This is a genomic window from Bradyrhizobium sp. TM102, from assembly GCF_009176685.1.
Classification (GTDB): Bacteria; Pseudomonadota; Alphaproteobacteria; order Rhizobiales; family Xanthobacteraceae; genus Bradyrhizobium; species Bradyrhizobium ottawaense.
In genome coordinates this window covers 5,691,077-5,714,241 of record NZ_AP021855.1, presented here as the reverse complement: position 1 = coordinate 5,714,241, position 23,165 = coordinate 5,691,077, and the positions used below count along the sequence as shown (strand labels likewise).

At 64.8% G+C, this 23,165-nt stretch carries 18 protein-coding genes; 7 read left to right on the top strand and 11 right to left on the bottom strand.

Annotation, left to right across the window (positions count from 1 at the left end):
• Nucleotides 1-116 precede the first annotated feature (116 nt).
• On the top strand, nucleotides 117-1,508 hold the full coding sequence (gene hpnO / locus GDN70_RS27185; RefSeq protein ID WP_018315705.1) for an aminobacteriohopanetriol synthase HpnO: 1,392 nt from the start codon (nucleotides 117-119) through the stop codon (nucleotides 1,506-1,508).
• Between the two features lie 155 nt (nucleotides 1,509-1,663).
• On the opposite strand, the gene GDN70_RS27180 is transcribed toward hpnO, so the two are convergent.
• The 6 genes from GDN70_RS27180 to GDN70_RS27155 form a co-directional block, all read right to left on the bottom strand.
• Nucleotides 1,664-2,428 (bottom strand): anti-sigma factor, encoded by a 765-nt coding sequence (locus GDN70_RS27180; RefSeq protein WP_152103280.1) that lies wholly within the window; start codon nucleotides 2,426-2,428, stop codon nucleotides 1,664-1,666.
• Nucleotides 2,425-2,976: a sigma-70 family RNA polymerase sigma factor gene (locus GDN70_RS27175; RefSeq protein ID WP_028143205.1), complete on the bottom strand. Its 552-nt coding sequence runs from the start codon at nucleotides 2,974-2,976 to the stop codon at nucleotides 2,425-2,427. Before GDN70_RS27175 ends, GDN70_RS27180 begins: the two co-directional genes overlap by 4 nt.
• A 103-nt stretch (nucleotides 2,977-3,079) precedes the next feature.
• On the bottom strand, nucleotides 3,080-3,415 hold the full coding sequence (locus tag GDN70_RS27170) for a cupredoxin family copper-binding protein (protein WP_152103279.1): 336 nt from the start codon (nucleotides 3,413-3,415) through the stop codon (nucleotides 3,080-3,082).
• A gap of 14 nt (nucleotides 3,416-3,429) precedes the next feature.
• Nucleotides 3,430-4,374 carry a metallophosphoesterase gene (locus GDN70_RS27165; RefSeq protein ID WP_038971550.1) on the bottom strand — a complete coding sequence of 315 codons (945 nt, stop codon included), beginning with the start codon at nucleotides 4,372-4,374 and terminating at the stop codon, nucleotides 3,430-3,432.
• Nucleotides 4,375-4,610: 236 nt separating this feature from the next.
• Nucleotides 4,611-5,492: an alpha/beta fold hydrolase gene (locus tag GDN70_RS27160; protein ID WP_038947795.1), complete on the bottom strand. Its 882-nt coding sequence runs from the start codon at nucleotides 5,490-5,492 to the stop codon at nucleotides 4,611-4,613.
• Between the two features lie 12 nt (nucleotides 5,493-5,504).
• On the bottom strand, nucleotides 5,505-7,124 hold the full coding sequence (locus GDN70_RS27155; protein WP_028143201.1) for a GMC family oxidoreductase: 1,620 nt from the start codon (nucleotides 7,122-7,124) through the stop codon (nucleotides 5,505-5,507).
• A gap of 214 nt (nucleotides 7,125-7,338) precedes the next feature.
• Here GDN70_RS27155 and GDN70_RS27150 point away from each other — a divergent pair, with 214 nt between their 5' ends.
• Entirely contained in the window at nucleotides 7,339-8,508 is a 1,170-nt protein-coding gene (locus GDN70_RS27150; RefSeq protein WP_152103278.1) for a M20 aminoacylase family protein, read from the top strand.
• 149 nt (nucleotides 8,509-8,657) lie between these two features.
• Here the strand turns inward: GDN70_RS27150 and GDN70_RS27145 are convergent, their stop codons facing one another.
• The 3 genes from GDN70_RS27145 to GDN70_RS27135 all read right to left on the bottom strand — a co-directional run bounded on the left by GDN70_RS27145 (nucleotide 8,658) and on the right by GDN70_RS27135 (nucleotide 13,062).
• A complete protein-coding gene (locus GDN70_RS27145; RefSeq protein ID WP_038971548.1) occupies nucleotides 8,658-10,286 on the bottom strand; it encodes an inorganic phosphate transporter in 1,629 nt (542 codons plus the stop codon).
• A 98-nt stretch (nucleotides 10,287-10,384) separates the two neighbouring features.
• Entirely contained in the window at nucleotides 10,385-11,827 is a 1,443-nt protein-coding gene (locus GDN70_RS27140; RefSeq protein WP_038971547.1) for a UdgX family uracil-DNA binding protein, read from the bottom strand.
• Nucleotides 11,827-13,062, bottom strand: a complete 1,236-nt coding sequence (locus GDN70_RS27135) for a putative DNA modification/repair radical SAM protein (protein WP_038971568.1) — start codon at nucleotides 13,060-13,062, stop codon at nucleotides 11,827-11,829. Before GDN70_RS27135 ends, GDN70_RS27140 begins: the two co-directional genes overlap by 1 nt.
• 163 nt (nucleotides 13,063-13,225) lie before the next feature.
• Between GDN70_RS27135 and GDN70_RS27130 the strand changes: the two genes are divergently transcribed.
• The 3 genes from GDN70_RS27130 to GDN70_RS27120 are packed head-to-tail and all read left to right on the top strand — an operon-like array spanning nucleotide 13,226 to nucleotide 18,883.
• Nucleotides 13,226-14,014 carry an ImuA family protein gene (locus GDN70_RS27130; RefSeq protein ID WP_038971546.1) on the top strand — a complete coding sequence of 263 codons (789 nt, stop codon included), beginning with the start codon at nucleotides 13,226-13,228 and terminating at the stop codon, nucleotides 14,012-14,014.
• Entirely contained in the window at nucleotides 13,911-15,506 is a 1,596-nt protein-coding gene (locus tag GDN70_RS27125; protein ID WP_038971545.1) for a DNA polymerase Y family protein, read from the top strand. The genes GDN70_RS27130 and GDN70_RS27125 overlap by 104 nt, the downstream gene beginning before the upstream one ends.
• On the top strand, nucleotides 15,503-18,883 hold the full coding sequence (locus GDN70_RS27120) for an error-prone DNA polymerase (RefSeq protein WP_095424625.1): 3,381 nt from the start codon (nucleotides 15,503-15,505) through the stop codon (nucleotides 18,881-18,883). The genes GDN70_RS27125 and GDN70_RS27120 overlap by 4 nt, the downstream gene beginning before the upstream one ends.
• Before the next feature lie 153 nt (nucleotides 18,884-19,036).
• On the opposite strand, the gene GDN70_RS27115 is transcribed toward GDN70_RS27120, so the two are convergent.
• Together GDN70_RS27115 and GDN70_RS27110 are read right to left on the bottom strand one after the other, a co-directional pair.
• A complete protein-coding gene (locus GDN70_RS27115) occupies nucleotides 19,037-19,807 on the bottom strand; it encodes an SDR family NAD(P)-dependent oxidoreductase (protein WP_028143193.1) in 771 nt (256 codons plus the stop codon).
• Between the two features lie 202 nt (nucleotides 19,808-20,009).
• On the bottom strand, nucleotides 20,010-20,297 hold the full coding sequence (locus GDN70_RS27110) for a hypothetical protein (protein ID WP_008136644.1): 288 nt from the start codon (nucleotides 20,295-20,297) through the stop codon (nucleotides 20,010-20,012).
• A gap of 58 nt (nucleotides 20,298-20,355) precedes the next feature.
• Between GDN70_RS27110 and GDN70_RS27105 the strand changes: the two genes are divergently transcribed.
• Both GDN70_RS27105 and GDN70_RS27100 read left to right on the top strand, forming a co-directional pair.
• On the top strand, nucleotides 20,356-21,756 hold the full coding sequence (locus GDN70_RS27105; protein ID WP_038971542.1) for a CoA transferase: 1,401 nt from the start codon (nucleotides 20,356-20,358) through the stop codon (nucleotides 21,754-21,756).
• Between the two features lie 145 nt (nucleotides 21,757-21,901).
• Entirely contained in the window at nucleotides 21,902-23,152 is a 1,251-nt protein-coding gene (locus GDN70_RS27100) for an efflux RND transporter periplasmic adaptor subunit (RefSeq protein ID WP_038947806.1), read from the top strand.
• Nucleotides 23,153-23,165: the final 13 nt, after the last annotated feature.

The window sequence follows — 23,165 nt, the reverse complement described above, 5'->3', positions numbered from 1 at the left end:
GGCTAAAGCTGTGCTTGCGAAGATGGTCCGAAAAAGGGCAAAAGGCCGCACAGACCGTTTTCAGTAACGGTCCCTTTTCAGTTGACGAGACGGCCCTCAACCGAAGTATGTAACGGATGCACAGCCCAAATCCAGACATGTCTGAGCTTTTCGCGGACCGTCAGGCCCAGCGCAGCACCCTGCATAATCGGTATCTGAACGAGCAGTTCGTTCGGGTCCTCAAGACCATCGGCTACGATGTCGGCTTCCAGAAGGGGCAGGGGCAGTATCTGTACGATCGCGACGGCGCGCGATATCTCGACTTGCTGTCCGGCTTTGGCGTGTTCGCGATCGGGCGCAATCACCCGGTCATGCGCGACGCGCTCAAGAGCGTGCTCGATGCCGACCTGCCCAACCTCGTCCAGTTCGACGTCTCCGTGCTCGCCGGCGTGCTCGCCGAGCGGCTGCTGAAATATGTCCCCTATCTGGACAAGGCGTTCTTCGCCAATTCCGGCGCCGAATGCGTCGAAGCTGCGATCAAGTTCGCGCGCGGCGCCACCGGCCGCCCGGGCATCGTCTACTGCGCCCACGGCTATCATGGCCTGACCTATGGCGCGCTGTCGCTGACGGGCGATTCGAATTTCCGCACCGGCTTCGAGCCGCTGCTGCCCGGCTGCACCTCGATCCCGTTCAACGATCTGGCCGCGCTGGAAAAGGCACTGGCCTCGCGTGAGGTCGCAGCCTTCGTGGTCGAGCCGATCCAGGGCAAGGGCGTCAACATGCCCACCGACGAGTTCCTGCCGGGCGCGGCCGCACTATGCAAGAAATACGGCACGCTGTTCGTCGCCGACGAAATCCAGACCGGCATGGGCCGTACCGGCCGTTTCCTCGCGGTCGAGCACTGGAACGTCGAGCCCGACATGGTGCTGCTGTCGAAGTCGCTGTCGGGTGGCCACGTGCCGGTTGGCGCGGTGCTGACGCGCAAGGCCATCTTCGACAAGATCTTCAACCAGATGGACCGCGCGGTGGTGCACGGCTCCACCTTCTCCAAGAACGACCTCGCGATGGCCGCGGGCATCGCCACGCTGGACGTGATGGAATCCGAGAAGCTGATCGAGTCTGCCGCCAAGCGCGGCGCCGAGCTGCGCCTCGCACTGACGCGCATGGTGCCCGGCTATGAGCTGATGAAGGAAGTGCGCGGCAAGGGTCTGATGATCGGCGTCGAGTTCGGCCCGCCGAAATCGCTGCGGCTGCGCGCCTCCTGGAACGTGCTGGAGACCGCCAACAAGGGCCTGTTCTGCCAGCTCATCACCGTGCCGCTGTTCAAGGATCACAAGATCCTGACCCAGGTCGCCGGTCACGGCAGCCACACCATCAAGCTGCTGCCGCCTCTCACCATCACCGAGGAAGACTGCAGCTGGATCGAGAAGGCGTTCGACGACGTCATCGCCGGCAGCCACAAGGTCCCCGGCGCGATCTGGTCGCTCGGCAAGACGTTGGTGGACAACGCAGTGCGAAGGTCGGCCTGACTTCGGCCGAGCCATTTCGGCAATCGTCATTGCGAGCGAGGCGAAGCAATCCAGACTGTCTCTGCGAAGGCAACCTGGGGATTGCTTCGTCGCTCCAGCGCAAAATTGCTTCGCAATTTTGTCGCGAGCTCCTCGCAATGACGGTGTAGCAAGATCTACCCCTCCACATTCGACTTCATCGCCGCCTCGAACTTGTCGACGAACTCGGCGAGCTCGTCGGCGCCGATGTCGCTGACGGCCCAGAAGTTCAGGCCGCGCTCGCCCCAGCGGCGGCAATTGAAGCCCTGCATGGTCTGGGTCTTCGGCGGCTGGTGCTCGGTGCTCGATGTCTGTGCCACGAACAGGTTGATCACGTGCTGGCGACGCTTGTAGACGACGGCGCCGATGGCGCGGGCGTCGATATAGTCGAGCCGGCCTCCGACCAGAGTAAAACCCTGCGCGGTGAGGTCGATCACGGGCGGGGCGACGTCGAGCTTGCCGTTGAACCACGGCTTGACGGTGTGCTGGTCGGTCGAGACCACGTCGGTGAGGTGGCCGGCCTGCAGCGAGCGCAGATGCGCGGAGACGACCTCCGAGAGGATGCGCTGCTGGTCGTCCTGGCGCAGCACGATGGCGACGATTCCGGTTGCCGCGAGCGCGGAGACCGCCGAGCCCATCGCAAAGCCACGCAGCACGGAGCGGCGGCTCGGCTGGGGCTGCGGCTTCGGCAGCGAGGCCTCGATCTTGTTGCGCAGGCTGGTGGGCGCGACGTAGCGCAAATTGGTGTCGGCAAGCACGCGCTGCATTTCGCGCTGTGCGGCCAATTCCGCAGCGCACCCGGGGCAGCCCGCGATATGGGCTTCGACCTCGCGCGCATGGCCGGCGTCGAGCTCGCCGTCCAGCAGCGCGTGAAGCATGATCCTTGCTTCGTCGCAGGTCATTTCGCTTGCTCCTCTTCCGCCGTCCAGGCCGCGCGCAGCAGGGCACGGGCGCGAGCGAGGCGGGACATCACGGTGCCGATGGGCGCGCCGACGGCTTCTGCGATTTCACGATAGGACAGGTTGTTGATCTCGCGCAGCACGAAGGTTTCCTTGAACGGTTCGGCGAGCGCCTCGATCAGCTTGCGGATGGCGCCGGCATCGCGGCTGCGCAGCACTTCGGTCTCCGGGCTCGCCTCGCTCTCCTGCCAGATCGGCGTCTGCTCGGCGGCGCCGGGCGTATCCTCGAACGCGCTGGGCCTGTGCGCACGACGGGCGTATTCTGCGTTGCAGACGTTGCGCAGGATCGCGAACAGCCATGGCTTCATCGCCGGCCCGCGATAGCTGTCGAAGTGCTTCAGCGCGCGCAGATAGCACTCCTGCACCGCATCTTCCGCATCGGAGGCGTCGCGCAGCAGATAGCGCGCGAGGGTGTAGACGTCGTCGAGATGGGGTAGTGCCGCTTCGCGAAAACGCCGGGCCTTGTCTGGATCGTCGCTTGTCGGTGGCATCGCCGCTCGCTTTGCCGTTTCGCCTGATGTCGCCGGGGACGCAGGAGCCCGGCCGGCGTGGGACCACCGGCCGGGCAAGACGTTGATGCCTTGGTTGGAGACGTTACTCAACCTTGATCATCCCCGTCATATGCGGGTGCAGCGAACAAAAATACTTGTACTCGCCCGCATCGGTGAAGGTGAACGAGAACTTGTCGTCGGTGTCCAGGGTCTTGGACCTGAACTTGCCGGCCGACACGATGGTGTGCGGAATGTCGTCCCGGTTGGTCCAGGTCACGGTGGTGCCGGTCTTGATCTTGAGCTCGGCCGGCTGGAACACGAAATTGTCGATATGAATGTCCATGTCGTCGGCACGGGCCTTTGTTGCGGGCAGCAGGATGGCCGCGGCCAGAGCAAGTCCGAGATCGACGCCGAAGTCGCGGCGGTTGAGTGTCTTCATTGTCAGCTTCCACCCTAGCCCTGGAGCGGCGTGTCGATGATCGCGAGCCGCTGCTCGTTCTGCTTGAAGTTGATGCTGGCAACGCCGAGCATGGAGCGCAGTCTTGTGTCCTCAACCTTCATCGGTCCGGGCGAGGGGGCAGCTCCCGGCGCTGGCTGCGGAAAGGCAGTCGAGCGCGCGGTGTGGAAGGTGACGTTGCCCTCGACCTTCTGCATCACCTGGTGGATGTGGCCGTTCAGCACGGTGACCGAGCCGAAGCCTTTCACCTGTTCCAGCGCGCGGCCGCCGTCTTCGGTGCCCCAGCCCCATTCCGGATAGACGGTCCAGAGCGGGATGTGCGCGAACAGCACGATCGGTGTCGATTTCGACTTGCCGCGCAGATCGTCCTGGAGCCAGGCGAGCTGCTCGGCGCCGAGATTGCCAAGACCCCCGGCCTTGAGGTCGACGACGTTGACGAGGCCGATGAAGTGCACGCCGCCGGCGTCGAACGAGTACCAACCCTGGCCCTTGGTGCCGCGCCCGTAACGCTCGCGATAAAATTTCACCTCCTCGTCGAGGAAGTCGTGTTCGCCCGGTACGTAGTGCACGTCGAGCTTGCTCTGCGAGATGATGCGCTCGGCATTGTCGAATTCGGCGGCCTTGGACAGATGGGTGATGTCGCCAGTGTGGATCATGAAGGACGGTTTGGCCGGCATCGCGTTGATCTTGCCCACAGCCTCCTCCAGCGTGCCGAGTGCGTTGGGATTGGCCGGCTTGTCGAAGCCGACATGGCTGTCGCTGATCTGGAGGAAGCTCATGCCGGGCACGGCCGCGGTCGCGGCCTGCGCGGAATCGATGATGCCGAGCGAGCGCGGCACGCCGCCGGTGACCGTCCAGAGCACCCCGGTGCCGGCCCAGGTCATGCATTCCAGCACCTTGCGGCGGCTGACGCCGTCGTCGCCGTGATCATGTCCGCTCATCGCGCATCTCCGCTTGCCCGGAATTGGGCGTCGGAGAGGTGATTGGGGGAGGAGGGGACTTATTCGCGGGAGGTGATGACGATTTCGTGAGGGCGGCTCGTGTCCCGGACGCAACGCAGCACCTCTTGGTGATGCGTTGCGGAGCCGGGACCCGGAAGGCCTCACGTTACGCGGTGAGATGGGCCCCGGCTCAGCGGCGCACCACTGCGTGGCGCGCCGCGTCCGGGGCACGAGACCTACTTCGCGAATTCTCGCACAGCCTCCACCACGGCCGTGGGCGCTTCCTGCGCCACACAATGCCCGGCGTCCTCGAACACCATCGTGCTGACCTGCGGAATCAGCGACACCGCGCGCCGCGCCATCTCCCAATAGATCGGCCCCGACTTCGCAGCGGTCGTGACGCGCACGGGACAGTCGATCTCGGCGAGCAACCCAAACGGATTACCGCGGGCATCGCCAACGTAAACCTGCGCCATCGCTTCGTAGATCGGGCGCAGGATCGCCGCCTCGGTCTCCGGTGTACAGCAGAGCCGCACCCGGCCATTCTCCAGCGGCACGAAGCCGTGGCGCACATAGGCTCGAAGCGAGGTCACGGTCCAATCTGCAAACGCTGGCGCGGTGCGATAGCGTTCGAAGACGGCATCGGCACTGTCGAACTCGGCGCGTCGACGTAGCGTGCCCTCTACTCGCGATAAGGATTCCTCGTCCAACCCTCCGGCCCGCGCCGCGCGCGGGTCCATGATGGTCGGCTCCATCACGAACAGGCGTGTGAAGCGTCCGGGCAAGAGTTTTGCCGCGAGCAGGAGATCGGTCGCGCCCGCACTGTGGCCGATGCCGTAGACGTCTCGCAGGCCGATCGCATCGACCACCCGGCAAACATCCTCCGCATAGTCCAGGAAATGATAGGCGCCGGGCTTGTGGCTGGCGCCGTGGCCGCGGCGGTCGAGTGCATAGACGGTGTAGGTCGATGCAAGCTCGCGCGCGACTTCGTCCCAGACGTCGGCGACGAAGCCAGTGCCATGAACGAGCAGGGCAGGTGGCTTGCCGCTCTCGCCCCATTGCAGCATGGCGATCTCTGCGGCGGCCGGGCCGATTGAAAAGCGGTGGGGATTGATCATGGCGACAGGATGCTACTTCGCATCCTCCAAGATCATCGCCGCGCCTTTCTCGGCGATCATCGCCGTCGGCGTGTTGGTGTTGCCCGACGTGATGGTCGGCATGATCGAGGCGTCGACAATGCGCAAGCCGCTGAGGCCATAGAAGCGCAGCCGCTCGTCGACCACGGCCATCGGATCGCTCACGGCGCCCATCTTCGCCGTGCCGACGGGGTGGAAGATGGTGGTGCCGATATCGCCGGCAGCCTTTGCGAGCGAGGCGTCGTCATCGCCGACGGAGGGACCCGGCAGATATTCGCTCGGGCGATATCGTGCCAGCGCCTTCTGCTGCATCAGGCGGCGCGTGGTGCGGATGGCGTCGGCGCCGACCTGGCGGTCGTCGTCGGTCGACAGATAATTCGGCGCGATGATCGGCTTCTCGTCAGGGCTCGCCGAACGCAGCCGCACGGTGCCGCGCGAGGTCGGCTGCAGATTGCAGGCGCTGACCGTGATGGCGGGGAAACGGTGCAGGGGATCACCGAACTTGTCGAGCGACAGCGGTTGCACGTGGAACTGGATGTTGGCGCGTGCGCGTGTCGCATCGGAGCGCGTGAAGATGCCGAGCTGCGACGGCGCCATGGTCAGGGGACCGCGGCGGCGGAAGGCGTAGTCGAGCCCCATCAGGCCGCGGCGGAACAGATTGTAATAGGTCTCGTTCAGCGTGCGCACGCCCTCGACCTTGTAGATCGCACGCTGCTGGAGGTGGTCCTGCAGATTGCGCCCCACACCGGGCTTGTCCATGACGATGTCGATGCCGAGCGGCGACAGCCAGTCGGCGGGGCCGATACCGGAGCGATGCAGCACCTGCACCGAGCCGATCGAGCCGGCCGACAGGATCACTTCGCGTTTCGCACGCGCTTCGATCATCTCGCCGTTCTGGATGAAGCGCACGCCGACGGCGCGGCCCCGCTCGATGATGACGCGGTCGACCAGCACATGCTTCTCGAGCCGCAGGTTCGGGCGCCTCAAGGCGGGCTTGAGGAAGCCGCGTGCCGACGACCAGCGCCGGCCGCGCTTCTGGTTGACGTGGAAATAGCTGGTGCCTTCATTGTCGCCGGTGTTGAAATCCGGGATGCGCTTGATGCCCATCTCCTCGGCGGCATCGCCGACGGCATCGAGAACGTCCCATGACAGCCGCGGCGCCTCGATGCGCCAGCCGCCCCCGGCGCCGTGATGCTCGCTGGCGCCGAGGAAGTGATCCTCGAGCTTCTTGAACAGCGGCAGCACGTCGTCATAGCCCCAGCCGGTCATGCCGAGTTGCCGCCAGTGATCATAATCGGCGGCCTGGCCGCGCATCGAGATCATGGCATTGATCGCCGAGCAGCCGCCGATCACCTTGCCGCGGGGATAGGCGAGCGAGCGGCCGTTCAGGCCGGGCTCGGCCTCGGTCTTGAACATCCAGTCCGAGCGCGGATTGCCGATCGCAAAGAGATAGCCGACCGGGATGTGGAACCAGATCCAGTTGTCGTCGCCGCCAGCTTCGAGGACGAGGACGCGATTGCCGGGATCCGCCGACAGCCGATTGGCGACGATGCAGCCCGCCGTACCTGCCCCGACGACAATGTAGTCAAATTCACCTTCGAGCCGTCTCGGCATTCTGCTTCCACCCAACCAGCGCGTCATGTCCGGGCTTGTCCCGGGCATCCACGCACTTTCTATCCTAATAGTCAGACGTGGATGGCCAAGACAAGCTGGCGCCAAGCCCGGCCATGACGAGAGGACAGGGGTTACCCTCGGCCCGCGGCAGTTGGGTGGACTGGCGCTTGCATGGTAGACAGTCCTGCATTTTCAACAAAGCTCGAGACCCTCCATGCCCATCGTGAACCGCGTCGCCGACCTTCAACCCGATATTCAGGCCTGGCGCCGGGACATCCACGAGCATCCCGAGCTGCTGTACGATGTTCATCGCACTGCAGCATTCGTTGCGGACCGGCTGCGTGAGTTCGGCTGCGACGAGGTCGTGACCGGGCTCGGCCAGACCGGCGTGGTCGGCGTGATCAAGGGCAGCAAGCCGGCCGGCGAGGGGCTGAAGACGATCGGCCTGCGCGCCGACATGGATGCGCTGCCCGTCGAGGAGCAGACCAACCTGTCTTACGCCTCCAAGACCCCGGGCAAGATGCACGCCTGCGGCCATGACGGCCACACCGCGATGCTGCTGGGGGCCGCCCGCTACCTCGCCGAAACCCGCAATTTCGCCGGCGATGCGGTCGTGATCTTCCAGCCCGCCGAGGAGGGCGGCGCCGGCGGCGCAGCCATGGTCAAGGACGGCCTGATGGAGCGCTTCGGCATCGAGCAGGTCTACGGCATGCACAATGGCCCCGGTATTCCGATCGGCTCGTTCGCGATCCGGCCGGGCCCGATCATGGCGGCGACCGACGAGGTCGACATCATGATCGAGGGCCTCGGCGGTCATGCTGCGCGTCCGCACAAATGCGTGGATTCCGTCCTGGTCGGTGCGCAGGTGATTACCGCGCTGCAGTCGATCGTCGCGCGCAGCGTCGATCCGCTGGAATCGGCCGTGATCTCGATTTGCGAATTCCACGCCGGCAACGCCCGCAACGTCATTCCGCAGACCGCGACACTGAAGGGCACCATCCGCACGCTCTCGCCCGAGGTGCGCAAGCTGGTCGAGAAGCGCGTGCATGAAGTGGTGGCGGGCGTCGCGCAGATCACCGGCGCGAAGATCGACCTGCGTTATCACCGCAATTACCCCGTGGTGAACAACCACGCCGCGGAGACCGAGGTTGCGCGCCGCATTGCAAAGCAGGTTGCTGGCGATGCCAACGTGCACGAAATGCCGCCGCTGATGGGCGGCGAGGATTTCGCCTACATGCTGGAAGCGCGACCCGGCGCCTTCATCTTCTGCGGCAACGGCGACAGCGCCGGCCTGCATCACCCCGCCTACAATTTCAACGACGAGGCGATCGTGTTCGGCACGTCCTACTGGGTGAAGCTGGTCGAGGAATCGCTGGCGGCGTGACTACCGACGTCATCCCGGAGCGCCTCGCAGAGGCGAACCCGGGATCTCGAGATTCCGGGTTCGGTCCTGCGGACCACCCCGGAATGACAACCTGGAATGCAAATGGCCGGGACAAGCCCGGCCATTCGCGTTGATGAGTGTCGTTCTTCTCAGAACATCCGCGAGAAGATCACGTAGAGCGTGGCCGACAGCATGATCGCGCAGGGCAGCGTCAGCACCCAGGCCATCAGCAAATTGCGGATGGTCGCCATTTGCAAGCCCGAGCCGTTGGCCGCCATGGTGCCGGCGACGCCCGACGACAGCACATGCGTGGTCGAAACCGGCAGGCCGAACACGTCGGCGGCGCCGATCGTAGCGGCGGCCACCAGCTCGGCCGAGGCGCCTTGTGCGTAGGTCAAATGGCTCTTGCCGATCTTCTCGCCGACCGTGATGACGATGCGCTTCCAGCCGATCATGGTGCCGAGGCCGAGCGCGATGGCGACGGCGACCTTCACCCAGGTCGGGATGAACTTCGTGGCGCTGTCGAGCCCGCCCTTGTAGGCGTTCAAGGTCGCGACCTCTTCCTTGTTGAGCTCGTTTTCCTTGTCCTTCATCAGGAAGCGGATCGCTTCGGAGGTCAGGTACATGTCGTTACGGGTGTTGCCGACCACTTCCGCCGGCACCTTGTTGAGCGAGCCGTATTTCGCGACCTGGTCGCCGACATCCTTCACCAGCACCGACAGCGAGGGGTAGGTGCCTTCGCTGATGTGGTGCGAGGTGATGTACTGCGTCACCGCAGGACGGGGATCGCCGATGATCGAGTGACCGGCACCCTTGGCCGCGATCACCTTGGAGGCGGCATCCGAGACCTTCTGGAACTGGGCGACCTGGGATTCCGGCAGTGCGCGGTTGAGCGCGTAGGCGGTCGGCACGGTACCGATCAGGATCAGCATGATCAGGCCCATGCCCTTCTGGCCGTCGTTCGAACCGTGCGCGAAGCTGACGCCGGTGCAGGTCGCGATCAGCAGGCCGCGGATCCAGAGCGGCGGCGCCTTGTTGCCTTCGGGCGCAGCATACAGGGCCGGGTTGCGCACGATGAACTTGAGCAGCAGCAGCAGCGTCGCGGCGCAGATGAAGCCGAACAGCGGCGACAGCAGCAGCGCGTAGCCGATCTCGGTCGCCTTGGTCCAGTCCACGCCCGAGGTGCCGTCGCGGCCGCGCATGACGGCGTTGGCGACGCCGACGCCGATGATCGAGCCGATCAGCGTGTGCGAGGAGGAGGCGGGCAGGCCGAAGAACCAGGTGCCGAGATTCCACAGGATCGCGGCGATCAGCAGCGCGAACACCATCGCGAAGCCGGCGCTGGAGCCGACCTGCAGGATCAGCTCGACCGGCAGCAGCGAGACGATGCCGAAGGCGACCGCGCCGGAGGACATGAGCACGCCGAGGAAGTTGAAGAAGCCCGACCACATCACCGCGACTTCGGCCGGCAGCGAATGGGTGTAGATCACGGTCGCCACCGCATTGGCGGTGTCGTGGAAGCCGTTGACGAATTCGAAGCCGAGCGCGATCAGGAGCGCGACGAACAACAGGATGTAGGGCAGGTAGCTCGTCACGCGTGCGCCGGTCGCGTTGACGTCGACATAGATGCTGTAGGCGACGAACAGCAGCCCCGCGGCGAGGATGCCGAAGAACAGGATCATCGTCAGCGGATTGAAGCCCTTGTCGAGATTTGGCCGCGAGGCCGGCTGGATCGGCGCGGGATCGGCTACCGCGCGGTCGAATGCAACATCGGTCATGTCTGGACGCCCCTTAACTTTGAAGTAAGGGTATTGTCCGCGATGGATTTGAAGGCTGGATGACAAGCGGCGGTTGAAAACCGTTTTCCTGCCAGTATTTAGGCGGCCCGCGCGGCTTTCTTCTGCAAGCCGGCCACGATCTTCAAATCGTCGACAAAGCGCTGATATTCCAGAACCTTGGCTTCCGGATCGGGCAGCCGCAGCAGATAGGACGGGTGCACCGTCACCAAAGCCTTGCGTCCGTCGGGAAGGTCGATGAGCCGGCCGCGGGTCTTGCCGATCGGAGTGATCTTGCCGAACACGCTTTGCGCGGCGGTGGCGCCCATCGCCACGATCAGATCAGGCTGGATTGCCGAAACTTCCCGTTCGAACCATTGCCGGCACGCTTTGATCTCCGGCGTATTCGGCTTCTGGTGCAGGCGGATCTTTCCGCGCGGCACGAATTTGAAGTGCTTCACCGCGTTGGTGACATAGACCTTCTTGCGGTCGACACCGGCCTCCTCCAGCGCACGGTCGAGCATCTGGCCGGCCGGGCCGACGAAGGGATGGCCGGCGAGGTCTTCCTTGTCGCCGGGCTGCTCGCCGACCAGCATGATGTTGGCGGATCTCGGGCCCTCGCCGAACACGGTCTGGGTCGCGTCTTTGTAGAGATGGCAGGCCCGGCAATGCGCGGCCTCCGCGCGGAGCGCTTCGAGATCGTCGGCAGCTGGCTTGCGTTTCATCGGAGCCTCCGGCCGCTTCTGAGGCTTGTGCGGATCGGTTGCCGCATTGGCGATCATGGCGCCGGTCATGCGTTCGGCGTCCTCGATCAAGGGCTTAATGATCGAGGCCTCGGGCAGGTTCCTCCAATATTTCTTCGGCATCTCGGCCTGCATCGCCTTCACCTTGAGCCGGGCCGGATTGAAGATGCTGGCGTAATAGCGCCGCCAGGTTTCCTCCAGCCGGTCTTCGCCCGGTGCTTCGCTCTTGCTGACGCCCGGCGTGAACGCGAGCGCGTGGCCATCCCAATGCGCGCAGAGGTCCGGCGTCAGGATCGACCAGGGCATGTCGGCAAAGCGTCTTGCGAAGAACGGGGCGGCGAGCTCGACGATGTGATGCTCCGGCTCGAACCAGGCGACGTAATGTGCTGCGCGCTCGCGTCCGATCTCGCGGAAGCGGACGAAGGCGTGCATCTTGTGCTCGTCGCGATGGACCGCGCGAGCCATCGCCGTGACCTGCGCGACGTCAGGGTCGGTCGCGACCTCGATGAGATCGTGGTTGTCCTTCAGCCGCCAGAGCAGGCGATAGAGGATCGCAAAGCGCTGGATATCGCGGTGCAGGATTGCGGCCTGGGCTAGCTCGACGAATTTGCCTGATACGTTGAAGGTGCCTTCGTTCGCCTCGAGGATCGGAGACGGTGCTTGCGGCGCGAACAACTCCGCCTCGCCGCCCTGCACGGTCCAGGTGACATCGGTGGGCTGCACGTGATGAAGCACGAGGCTGCGCGCGGCTTTGCGCCAGCCGTCGAAATCGGTTTCGGTGTCGAGGGTGATGTACTGCATCAGAAGCCAAATCCCAGTTGCGTTGCTTTCGGCTTGAACCGTTCGATCAGCCCGGCCGCATCAAGACGGTGCGGCGAGGGCCGGTGATCGCTGAGGACGATGAACGGCAGCGCCTTGTTGCGGGGCACGTGCAGGCGGGCGAGATCGGCGAGGCGGATCGTGGTGGTGCGCCGTGTTGCAATGATGCGCTCGACCGCCTTGGTGCCGAAGCCCGGCACGCGCAGCAGCTCCTCGCGGCTGGCGCGGTTGACGTCGAGCGGGAAGCGGTCGCGATGACGCAGCGCCCAGGCCAGCTTCGGATCGATGTCGAGCGGCAGCATCGCGCTGTCGTCGACGATCTCCGCAACGTCGAAACCGTAGAACCGCATCAGCCAGTCGGCCTGGTAGAGCCGGTGCTCGCGCAGCAGCGGCGGCTGCACCAGAGGCAAGGCGCGGCTGGCGTCGGGGATCGGGCTGAAGGCGGAGTAGTAGACGCGCCGCAGACGGTAGGCGCCGTAGAGATTGGCGCTGGTGTGGAGAATGGTGTGGTCGGAGGCTGCATCAGCACCGACGATCATCTGCGTGCTTTGGCCCGCCGGCGCGAAGCGCTGCGGCTTTGCCTTGGTCTTCGCGCTGCGGCCTTCCTCGGCCTCGTCCAGCTTCAGCCGCAGCCGGCCCATGGTGCGGCGGATCGCGCGCACGTCCTTCTCCGGCGCGAATTGCTGCAGGCTCGTTTCCTCGGGCATCTCGATGTTGATGGAGAGACGATCGGCATATTTGCCGGCTTCCGCGATCAGCGCATCGTCGGCCTCGGGAATGGTCTTGAGATGGATATAGCCGCGGAAGTGATGATCCTCGCGCAGCTTTCGCGCGACGCTCACGACCTGCTCCATGGTGTAGTCGGGGCTGCGGATGATGCCTGAGGAGAGAAACAGACCCTCGATGTAATTGCGCCGGTAAAAGTCGAGCGTGAGCTTCACCACCTCGTCGACGGTGAAGCGGGCGCGCGGCACGTTGGAGGAGGCGCGGTTGACGCAATAGAGGCAATCGTAATTGCAGGCGTTAGTCAGCAGCACCTTGAGCAGCGAGATGCAGCGTCCATCCGGCGCATAGGAATGGCAGATGCCCATGCCGGGTGCGGTCGACCCCATGCCCTTGCCGTCGCTGGAATCCCGCTTCTCCGTGCCGCTGGAGGCGCAGGACGCGTCGTATTTGGCGGCGTCCGCCAGGATTTCCAGCTTGCGTTGTACGTCCATCTTGGAATCCCTTTGATTCAGCTCATGAATCCGCTTGCGCGCCAATTCGATTGACTCTCTACGCGCCGTTAGCTTTATATTAGAACATATCATGAACAAATGAGCCAGCCGCTGGTTCTCTTTTTGAGAGCCATCGGCAATCACCCCTGAAGGAGCGGCGAGCATGAGCGGCGCACGGACAAGCGCGCTTGCGACCTTGCGCGGCCAGATCGAGCGCATCGAGACGGCGACGGTCGTGCATCCGCACGATCGCGTCGCGCTCGGTCACAGCGAAGCCGACAACGCGTTGAAGGGCGGGCTCGCGCGCGCGGCGATCCACGAGGTGTTTTGCACTGGGTCTCAGGGGACGGCCGCGACCGGCTTCGTCATGGGGCTTGCCGGGCGCGTCTCGGTGCAGCGGCCGCTGCTGTGGGTACGGCAGGATTTTTCAGAGATAGAGGCAGGCGCGCTGTCGATGAGCGGGCTCGCCGAGCTCGGCCTCGATCCGCGCCGCGTGGTGATGGTGCGCGCCGCCGATGTCGAGAGCGCGCTGCGTACCTCGGCCGATGCGCTCGCCTGCGATGCGCTGGGCGCCGTCGTGCTCGAGCTCTGGGGCGAAACCAGGCAGTTCGATCTCGTGGCGAGCCGCAAGCTGACGCTGGCCGCGCAAGGCTCCGGCGTCACCGGCCTGATGCTGCGGATGGCGGCGCAGCCGCTGCCTTCGACCGCGGAGACCAGGTGGATGCTGCGCGCGGCGCATTCGCCGCCGGGGTCGGTGTGGGACGCATGGGGCGCGCCGCGCTTCGATGCCGAACTCTTGCGTAATCGTCATGGCCCCTGCGGCCGGTGGATCATGGAATGGAATTGTGATGAGTGCCAGTTCAGTGAACCGTCGACGTATTCTCAGCCTGTGGCTGCCACGCCTGCCCATCGACCGGATCCAGCGGTTCTTCAACAGCTCCGGGCTGGGTAAAACCAATAATGAGCCGAGCATCGTCGTCATCAAGGACAACAATGCGCTGGTGATCCATGCGCTGGACGAGGCTGCCGAGCGTCTCGGCCTGTACGTAGGTCAGCCGCTCGCCAATGCGCGGGCGATGTGCCCGGATTTGCGCGTGTTCGACGCCGATGTCGCGGCCGATGCGAAGACGCTTAGCGACATCGCCGACTGGTGCGACCGCTTCACGCCGCTGGTCGCGCTCGATCCGCCGCACGGGCTGTTCCTCGACATCACCGGCTGTGCGCATCTGTTCGGCGGCGAGGCTGCGCTGTTGCAAGCGCTGGTTCGGGCGCTCGGCCGACAAGGCTTTGCCGTCAGCGCGGCAATCGCCGGCACCTCGGTCTGCGCGCGCACGCTGACGCGGCAGACCACGGGCACCATCGTTGCCGATGGCGGCGAGGCGGAGGCGATCAGCCGGTTTCCGGTGTCCGCGCTCGGTGCGGGCGAGGCCATCACCACCGGCCTGCGCCGCGCCGGCCTCAAGACCATCGGCGACGTCGCCACGCGCTCGCCGAGCGAGATCACGGCGCGGTTCGGAGCGCGGTTCTCCACGCTGCTGGCGCATGCGCTGGGGCAGGGCGATGCGCCGATCAATCCGCGAAAACCGCTGCCTGATTATATCGTGGAGAAGCGTTTCGCCGAGCCGATCGCGACCGACACCATGATCGCGATGACGCTGTCGCGGCTGGCGGACACGCTGATTGCCTCCATGGAGAAGCAGGGCAAGGGCGCGCGCCGGCTGGAAGCCGCGTTCTTCCGCACCGACGGCGTGGTGCGCGCGATCATGGTCGAGACCGGACGTCCGGTGACGCGAAGCGCGGTGATCGACCGGCTGTTCCGCGAGCGTCTCGATGCGCTCGCCGATCCCCTCGATCCCGGTTTTGGCTTCGATATGGTTCGCCTGTCGGCGAGCCGCACCGAGATCGTGGTGCAGGAGCAGCGCGATCTCGACGCCCATGTCCACGACAATGACGAGCTTGCCGCCCTGATCGACCGCATTGCCGCGCGCATCGGCGGAAAGCGCGTCGTCGTGCACCTGCCTGAGGATACCCATATCCCCGAATGTGCGGTGCTGGCCGCCCCGGCGCAGCATCATCTCGCCGCCGCCATGCAGGCCGAATGGCCGGCACGGACCGAAAGCGAGCCACCGCTGCGTCCCTTAAGGCTGTTCGACAAGCCGGAGCCGATCAAGGTGCCATTCGCGGCCGTGCCGGATGGTCCGCCGCATCAGTTCACCTGGCGCCGCGCGCTGCATGCCGTGGTGCGGGTGGAAGGACCCGAGCGTATCGCGATGGAATGGTGGCGGCAGGACGGCAAGCAGCTGACCCGGGATTACTTTCGCATCGAGGATGCCGAGGGCCTGCGCTTCTGGATTTTTCGCGACGGACTTTACGAGGGGGAGGTGTTCGACGGCGACGGCGAGCCTGCTTCTCCCGGCTGGTATGTGCACGGTCTCTTCGCATGAATAGCCCCGCTTATGCCGAGATCGGCATCACCACCAATTTCTCCTTCCTGCGCGGCGGCTCGGATCCGCGCGCCTATGTGCATCAGGCGAGCAAGCTCGGCATTCCCGCGATCGGAATCGCCGACCACAACACGCTCGCCGGCGTGGTGCGGGCCTGGAATGAGCTCGACAATGACAAGGTGCTGCACAAGCCGAAACTGCTGATCGGTGCGCGCATCGTCTTCATCGACGGCACGCCCGACATTTTTGTCTACCCGCGCGACCGCGCCGCCTATGGCCGGCTGTGCCAGCTCCTGACCAAAGGCAAGCGCGGCGACGACATCACGCGGATCGAGAAGGGCGAGTGCCGTCTCACCTTTGCCGATCTCCTGGAATTCTCCGAGGGGCAGCTTTTGGTCCTGACGTTGCCGCATCGCTTCGAGCCGGCGCAGGCGCTGGATGTGCTTGCAAAGCTGAGGGCGAGCCGCGCCGAGGGCGTGTGGCTGGCAGCGAGCCTGGTCTATCGCGGCGACGACCGGCGCCGCCTGGCACGGCTCGATGACCTCGCGGCCAAAGCAAAAGTGCCGCTGCTCGCGACCAACGAGGTGCTCTATCACGATCCCGGCCGCCGTCCGCTTCAGGACGTGCTGACCTGCATCCGGGAAAAGACCACGATCGAGGCTGTGGGGCGTAAGCTGGAAGCCAATGCCGAGCGTTTTCTGAAAACACCTAGGGAGATGGCGCGGCTGTTCCGCGATGTCCCCGAGGCGATCGCGGAGACCATGCGTTTTGCGGGGAAGATCGACTTCTCGCTCGACCAGCTCAAATACCAGTATCCGGATGAGCCGGTGCCGCCGGGCAAGACCGCGCAAGGACATCTGGAGGATTTGACCTGGGCGGGCGTCGATAAATACTTTGGCGGCATCGAGAACATTGACGACAAGCTGCGCGCGACGTTGAACAAAGAACTCGCGCTGATCGCCGAGCTGAAATACGCGCATTATTTCCTCACCGTGCACGACATCGTGCATTACGCGCGCAGCCAGAGCATCCTGTGCCAGGGGCGGGGGTCGGCAGCGAACTCGGCCGTGTGCTACGTGCTCGGCATCACCTCGGTCGATCCGACCAAGGTCGATCTGTTGTTCGAGCGCTTCATCTCCAAGGAGCGGCTGGAGCCGCCTGACATCGACGTCGATTTCGAGCATTCCCGGCGCGAGGAGGTGATGCAATATGTCTATCGCCGCTACGGCCGCCATCGTGCCGCGATCATCGCAACGGTCATCCACTATCGCCCGCGCAGCGCCATCCGCGACGTCGGCAAGGCGCTGGGCCTGACCGAGGACGTCACCGCCGCGCTCGCCGACACCGTCTGGGGCAGTTGGGGCAAGGGCCTCAACGACATGCAGGTCAGGCAGGCCGGGCTCGATCCGCAAAATCCCATGATCAACCTTGCGGTCGAGCTTGCAACCGAGCTGATCGAATTCCCCCGCCATCTCTCCCAGCATGTCGGCGGTTATGTGCTGACCCAGGACCGGCTCGACACCTATGTCCCCATCGGCAACGCGGCGATGGACGACCGCACCTTCATCGAGTGGGACAAGGACGACGTCGACGCGCTCAACATGATGAAGGTCGACGTGCTCGCGCTGGGCATGCTGACCTGCATCCGGAAATGTTTTGATCTGATCGCAGACCACAAAGGCGAGCGTTTTGTGCTGGCGAGCGTTCCACAGGACGATCCCAAGGTTTACGACATGCTGTGTGATGGGGAATCGCTCGGCGTGTTCCAGGTCGAGAGCCGCGCCCAGATGAACATGCTGCCGCGCCTGAAGCCGCGGACCTTCTACGACCTCGTCATCGAAGTCGCGATCGTGCGGCCGGGTCCGATCCAGGGCGACATGGTGCATCCGTATTTGCGTCGGCGGAACGGCCTGGAGAAGGTGACCTATCCCTCGCCATCGCCCGAGCATGGTCCCGCGGACGAACTCTACAAGGTGCTGCACAAGACGAAGGGCGTGCCTCTGTTCCAGGAGCAGGCCATGCGCATCGCGATCGAGGCGGCAAAATTCACGTCCGAGGAAGCCAACGGCCTGCGCCGCTCGATGGCGACCTTCCGCAATGTAGGCACCATTGGCCAATACGAGGAGAAGCTGATCGGCAACATGGTCGCGCGCGGTTACGATGCCAATTTTGCCAGAAGCTGCTTTGACCAGATCAAGGGCTTTGGCTCCTACGGTTTCCCGGAGAGCCACGCCGCGAGCTTCGCCCAGCTCGTCTACATCTCGTCATGGCTGAAATATCATCACCCCGACGCTTTCTGCTGTGGCCTCCTGAACTCGCAGCCGATGGGCTTTTATGCGCCCGCACAGATCGTCAGCGACGCCCGCAAGAACGGCGTCGAGGTGCGCGACATCGACGTGTCCTGTAGTTTTGCGCAGAACACGCTGGAGAATACTGACGGCAGGTATTGTGCCGTCCGCCTTGGCTTTCGCCAGATCGACGGCTTCCACTGGCTCGATCCCGATGAGGAGGCCCTCAAGAAGGAGCAGGCGAAGCGGCAAGGCAAGATCTATGTCACTCAGGAAGACTGGGGCGACCGCATCATCGCCGCCCGCAACCGCCGCCCCTTTACCTCGCTGGAGGATTTCGCCCGCGACACCGGCCTGCCCAAGCGCGCGCTGATCCTGCTGGCCGATGCCGACGCGTTTCGCTCGCTCGGGCTCGACCGCCGCGAGGCGCTGTGGCAGGTGCGGCGGCTGCCCGACGACGTGCCGCTGCCGCTGTTCGAGGCGGCGACCGCGCGCGAGCAGCCGGACGAGCACGCGCAACCGCTGCCGGTGATGCCGCGTTCCGAGCAGGTGGTCGCGGACTACCAGACCATCCGGCTATCGCTGAAGGGGCACCCGATGGAATTCTTGCGCGAAATGTTTTCGCGCGAGCGCGTCGTCGCCTGCAAGGATATCAGTCACGAGAACGAGCGTCGCCGCGTCCGCTGCGCCGGCGTGGTGCTGGTGCGGCAACGGCCGGGCAGCGCCAGCGGCGTCGTGTTCATGACGCTGGAGGACGAAACCGGCATCGCCAATGTCGTGGTGTGGCCCAAGATCATGGAGCAGTACCGGAAAGAAGTCATGGGCGCGCGCCTCATCCTGGTCGAAGGCTATATCCAGAGCAGTCCCGAGAAGGTGACGCATCTCATCGCCCAACGCATGATCGATCGCTCGCATGATCTGGTCGGCCTCGCCAACGACGCGCTGAGCCGCAAGCATCCGGTGCCGGCAGGTGCCACCGTGGTCGAGCCGCTCAACGAAGACTCTCGCGCGCTTGCGGACATGCCGGCGCAGAAAATCCGCCACCCCCGCAACGTCCGCATCCTGCCGCCGTCGCGGGATTTTCATTGAGGGGCGGGGCGAAGTGCTGCCACACGCACGGCTGCCGTAGGGTGGGCAAAGGCGCGTAAGCGCCGTGCCCACCTCCTTTTGCGGCTCGTCGCGAAGACGTGGGCACGCTTTGCTTTGTTTACCCTACGAGCTCCTCGATGATGACGTCGCGCCTTAAAAATTCACCCGGTTCGAGATCGCGCCGTCCACGACGAGATTCGATCCCGTCGTGAACCCCGACACCGGGCTTGCCAGAAACACCGCGGCGCTCGCGATTTCCTGCGGCGTGGCCATCCGGCCGGTCGGATTGCGCTTCATCGCGTCGGCGTAACGCTCGGGCATGTTCTTCTCGACCATCTCCCAGACGCCGCCCTTGAAATAGACCGTGCCGGGCGACACGACATTCACGCGGATCTTCTTCTTTGCATATTGCCGCGCCAGCCCCTTGGCCATGTGGATCAGCGCCGCCTTGATCGGGCCGTAGGAACTGGCCGTGTCCGCCTGCGCCGCCGAGATCGAGGAGATGATGACGAAGGCGGCGTCGCCGCTTCTCTCGCCGCTCGCTTCGAGGAACGGCCGCGCGGCGTCGAACGCGTGCACGGCGCCAAGCAGGTCGAGCCGGAAGTTCTGCTCCCACGATGCGGGATCGTGGCCTTGCGCCATCGCGCCGGCGTTGGAGAACAACAGGTCGACGCCGCCGAGCTCTTTTGCGGCACCCTCGATCCAGGATTTCAGCGCTGCGCCGTCGGTCACGTCGACCGGGCCGCCGGTGGCGTTGGCGCCCTTCGCCTTCAGCTCGGCAACGGTAGCCGCAACCTGATCTGCATTGCGCGCGCACACCGCGACATTGGTGCCTTCACCGGCGAGCGTCTCCGCAATCGCCCGCCCGATGCCGCGCGTGCCGCCGAGCACGATGGCGTTCTTGCCTTTGAGACCGAGATCCATTGTTGGGTTTCCTTTTTGTTGGTCGCGGGAGTGTAGCTGTTTCGGAAGACGCCCAGAAGCCTCCACATGGTCATTGCGGGCGCAGCGAAGCAATCCGGAAATGCATCTGCGGAAATAGACTGGCTTGGTCGCATCAGCACAAAATTGCCACGCAATCTTGTCGCGAGCTCCTCGCAATGACGTGGAGAGAGGTGGGGCCTCCTCACTCCGGCGCGGCGCCCACCGGCGGGCCGCCGGGCGGGCGGTGCAGGAAGGTCAGCGAGGCATAAGCGCCGGCCCAGGAGCCGATCGCGGCGAAGGCAACGTAAAAGGCGTTTTCGGTGTAGCTGATCACGGCGTAGGAGGAGAGCAGGTACCAGACCGCACTCCAGTTCGCGGCCGGCACGCGTTTTCGCGCGATCACGGCCGAGGTGAACATGACATAGACCGCGTCTGTGGCCGCCGTTGCGATGAACACGGCGCCTGCGGTAAGGGGGTCGATGGCGGCCATTGCATTTCCTTATGGGCTAATGGATGGTCGCTTGAAAAACTAAGGGAGAGAAGCGGCCATGCAAAGCCCTGCCGACATTCTCAAGGACATCTGGACCTCCGCCGGGGGCGATGCACCAGCGCTCGAACGCGTACGGCTGAGCGGCGAAGAGCCTCAGCTTCCGTCCTCGTTCCGCGTCGCAATTGCCGGACAGACGACCATCGCCGCGGCCGGCCTCGCCGCCGCGGAGATCTGGCGACTGCGCAGCGGGCAGACGCAGGATGTCTCCGTCGACATGCGCCACGCCGTTGCCGAATGCCGCTCCGAGCGCTATCTGCTTCTCGACGACAAGCCGCCGCCCCCGGCCTGGGACGCCATCGCCGGCGTCTACAGGACCGGCGACAATCGCTTCGTTCGCTGCCACACCAATTTCCCGCATCATCGCGACGCCGTCTGCAAGGTGCTCGGCTGCGAGGCGGAGCGCGACAAGGTGCAGGCCGCGCTGATGCAATGGAAGGGCGAGGATTTCGAGACTGCGGCTTACGCGGCGGGCGGCGTCGTCGCGCTCATGCGCTCCCACGACGAATGGTCCGCGCTGCCGCAGGCGCGTGCGCTCGCCGGGTTGCCGCTGCTCTCGATCGAGAAGATCGGCGAGGCCCCGCCAAAGCCGTGGCCAAAAGGCGATCGTCCGCTTGCAGCCCTGCGCGTGCTCGATCTCTCTCGAGTCATCGCGGGGCCCGTCGCCGGCCGCACGCTCGCTGCGCATGGTGCGGATGTGCTGCTGGTGTCAGGGCCGGAGCTGCCCGCCATTCCCTGGCTCACCATCGACACCGGCCGCGGCAAGCTCACCACCTTCATCGAACTGAAGAGCGAGACGGGCAGGGCGCAATTGCGCGAACTGTTGCGGGACGCCGACATCTTCTCGCAGGGCTATCGCCCGCGCGCGCTCGCCGCCCTCGGCTTTGCGCCCGAGGATGCAGCGCAGATCAATCCCGGCATCGTCTATGTGACGCTGTCGGCCTATGGCCACGCCGGCCCCTGGGCCGAGCGGCGCGGTTTCGATTCCCTCGTGCAGACCACGACCGGATTCAATCACGCCGAGGGACGCGCTGCCGGTCTCGATGGCCCCAAGGAATTGCCGGCGCAGATGCTCGATCACGCCACCGGCTATCTGATGGCGTTCGGCGCGATGATGGCCAAGGCGCGTCAGGCGCGCGAAGGCGGCAGCTGGCACGTGCGTGTGTCGCTGGCGCAGACCGGGCGCTGGCTTTGGAATCTCGGCCGGCTCGATGGCGGACTGAACACCCCGGATCTTACGGGCGACGCTGTACATGCTGCGTTCATCGAGAGCGTGCCATCTGGCTTCGGCATGTTGAAGGCGGTGCGCCATTCGGCGATGCTGTCGAAGACGCCGGCGCAATGGAGCCGTCCGGCAATGCCGCTCGGCAGTCATCCGGCACAGTGGCCGGCGCGAAGCTGACGTGAAGCTGACATGTCGCGAAATTTTAACGCAAACCGAAAGGCGCCCGGCGTTTTTTAGGTTGTTTGAACTCCCAATTCGGCACTATTAGCGCAACCGATAAGGCAGGCATCTGCCGAGATCGTCGCAGACACGACCGGGCTCCATGGTAGTTGAAAATACCAAGCGATTGCAGGTGTTTACAAAACAACGGGTGATCACATCCGTAGTTCTACTAGCTCTTGCCGGTGTCGGCGCCGGTGCCTACGGCTTCCTCTCTTCCGGGTCCAAGGAAAAGAAGCACTCCGAGATCTCCAGCCAGTCGCGCAGGAATGCGCAGAACTTCACGCCGACGCCGTCCGAATGGGCGACGCTGACGATCGAGCCGGTCAAGGCCAAGGCCTTCCGCGCCGAATATGTCACGGAAGGCAAGGTCGCCGTCGACGAGGACCGCTCGACACCGGTGTTCTCGCCCTATGCCGGCCGCGTCACCAAGCTGCTGGCCAAGCCGGGTGAGATGCTGAAGCAGGGCCAACCGCTGTTCACGATCGAGGCCGCCGACACCGTGCAGGCCCAGAACGATTTCATCGCGGCGATGACCTCGCAGAACAAGGCGAAGTCGGCGCTCGAGCTCTCCGACATCCAGTTCAAGCGCGCCAAGGACCTCTACGAGGGCCATGCCATTCCGCTGAAGGATTATCAGCAGGCCGAAGCGACCCAGGTTCAGGCGCGCAACGACATGCGCTCCTCGGGGACCGCGCTGGAAGCCGCGCGCAACAAGCTGCGCATCCTCGGCTTCACCGACGAGACCATCAAGGCGTTCCAGGACAAAGGCGCCATCAATCCGGAAGTCACGATCTATTCGCCGATCTCCGGCACGGTCGTGCAGCGCAAGATCGGCCCCGGCCAGTACGTCAATTCCGGCGCCAGCGATCCAGTCTTCGTGGTCGGCGATCTCTCCACGGTCTGGCTCACCGCCTTCGTGCGCGAGAGCGACGCCGCCGCGGTCTGCATCGGCCAGGACATCACCGTCAACGTGATGGCGCTGCCGGGCCGCCCCTTGACCGCCAAGATCAATTACGTCGCTGCCGCGATCGACCCCAACACCCGCCGCCTGCAGGTCCGCGCCACCATCGACAACAAGGACGGGCTGCTCAAGCCCGAGATGTTCGCCAACGTCACGATCTACTCGGCCGGCGATCGCGCCGCGCCCGCTGTGCCGAAGCAGGCGTTGATCTATGAAGCCGACAAGGTCCGCATCTGGGTCGCGCGCGAGGACAAGTCGGTCGAGCTGCGCCAGATCAAGATCGGCCTCATCAACGGCAACCTCGTCGAGGTCACCAGCAATCTGAAACCCGGCGAGCAGATCGTCACCAAAGGCAGCCTGTTCATCGACCGCGCGGCGTCCGGCAGCTGATCGACGACCCAAA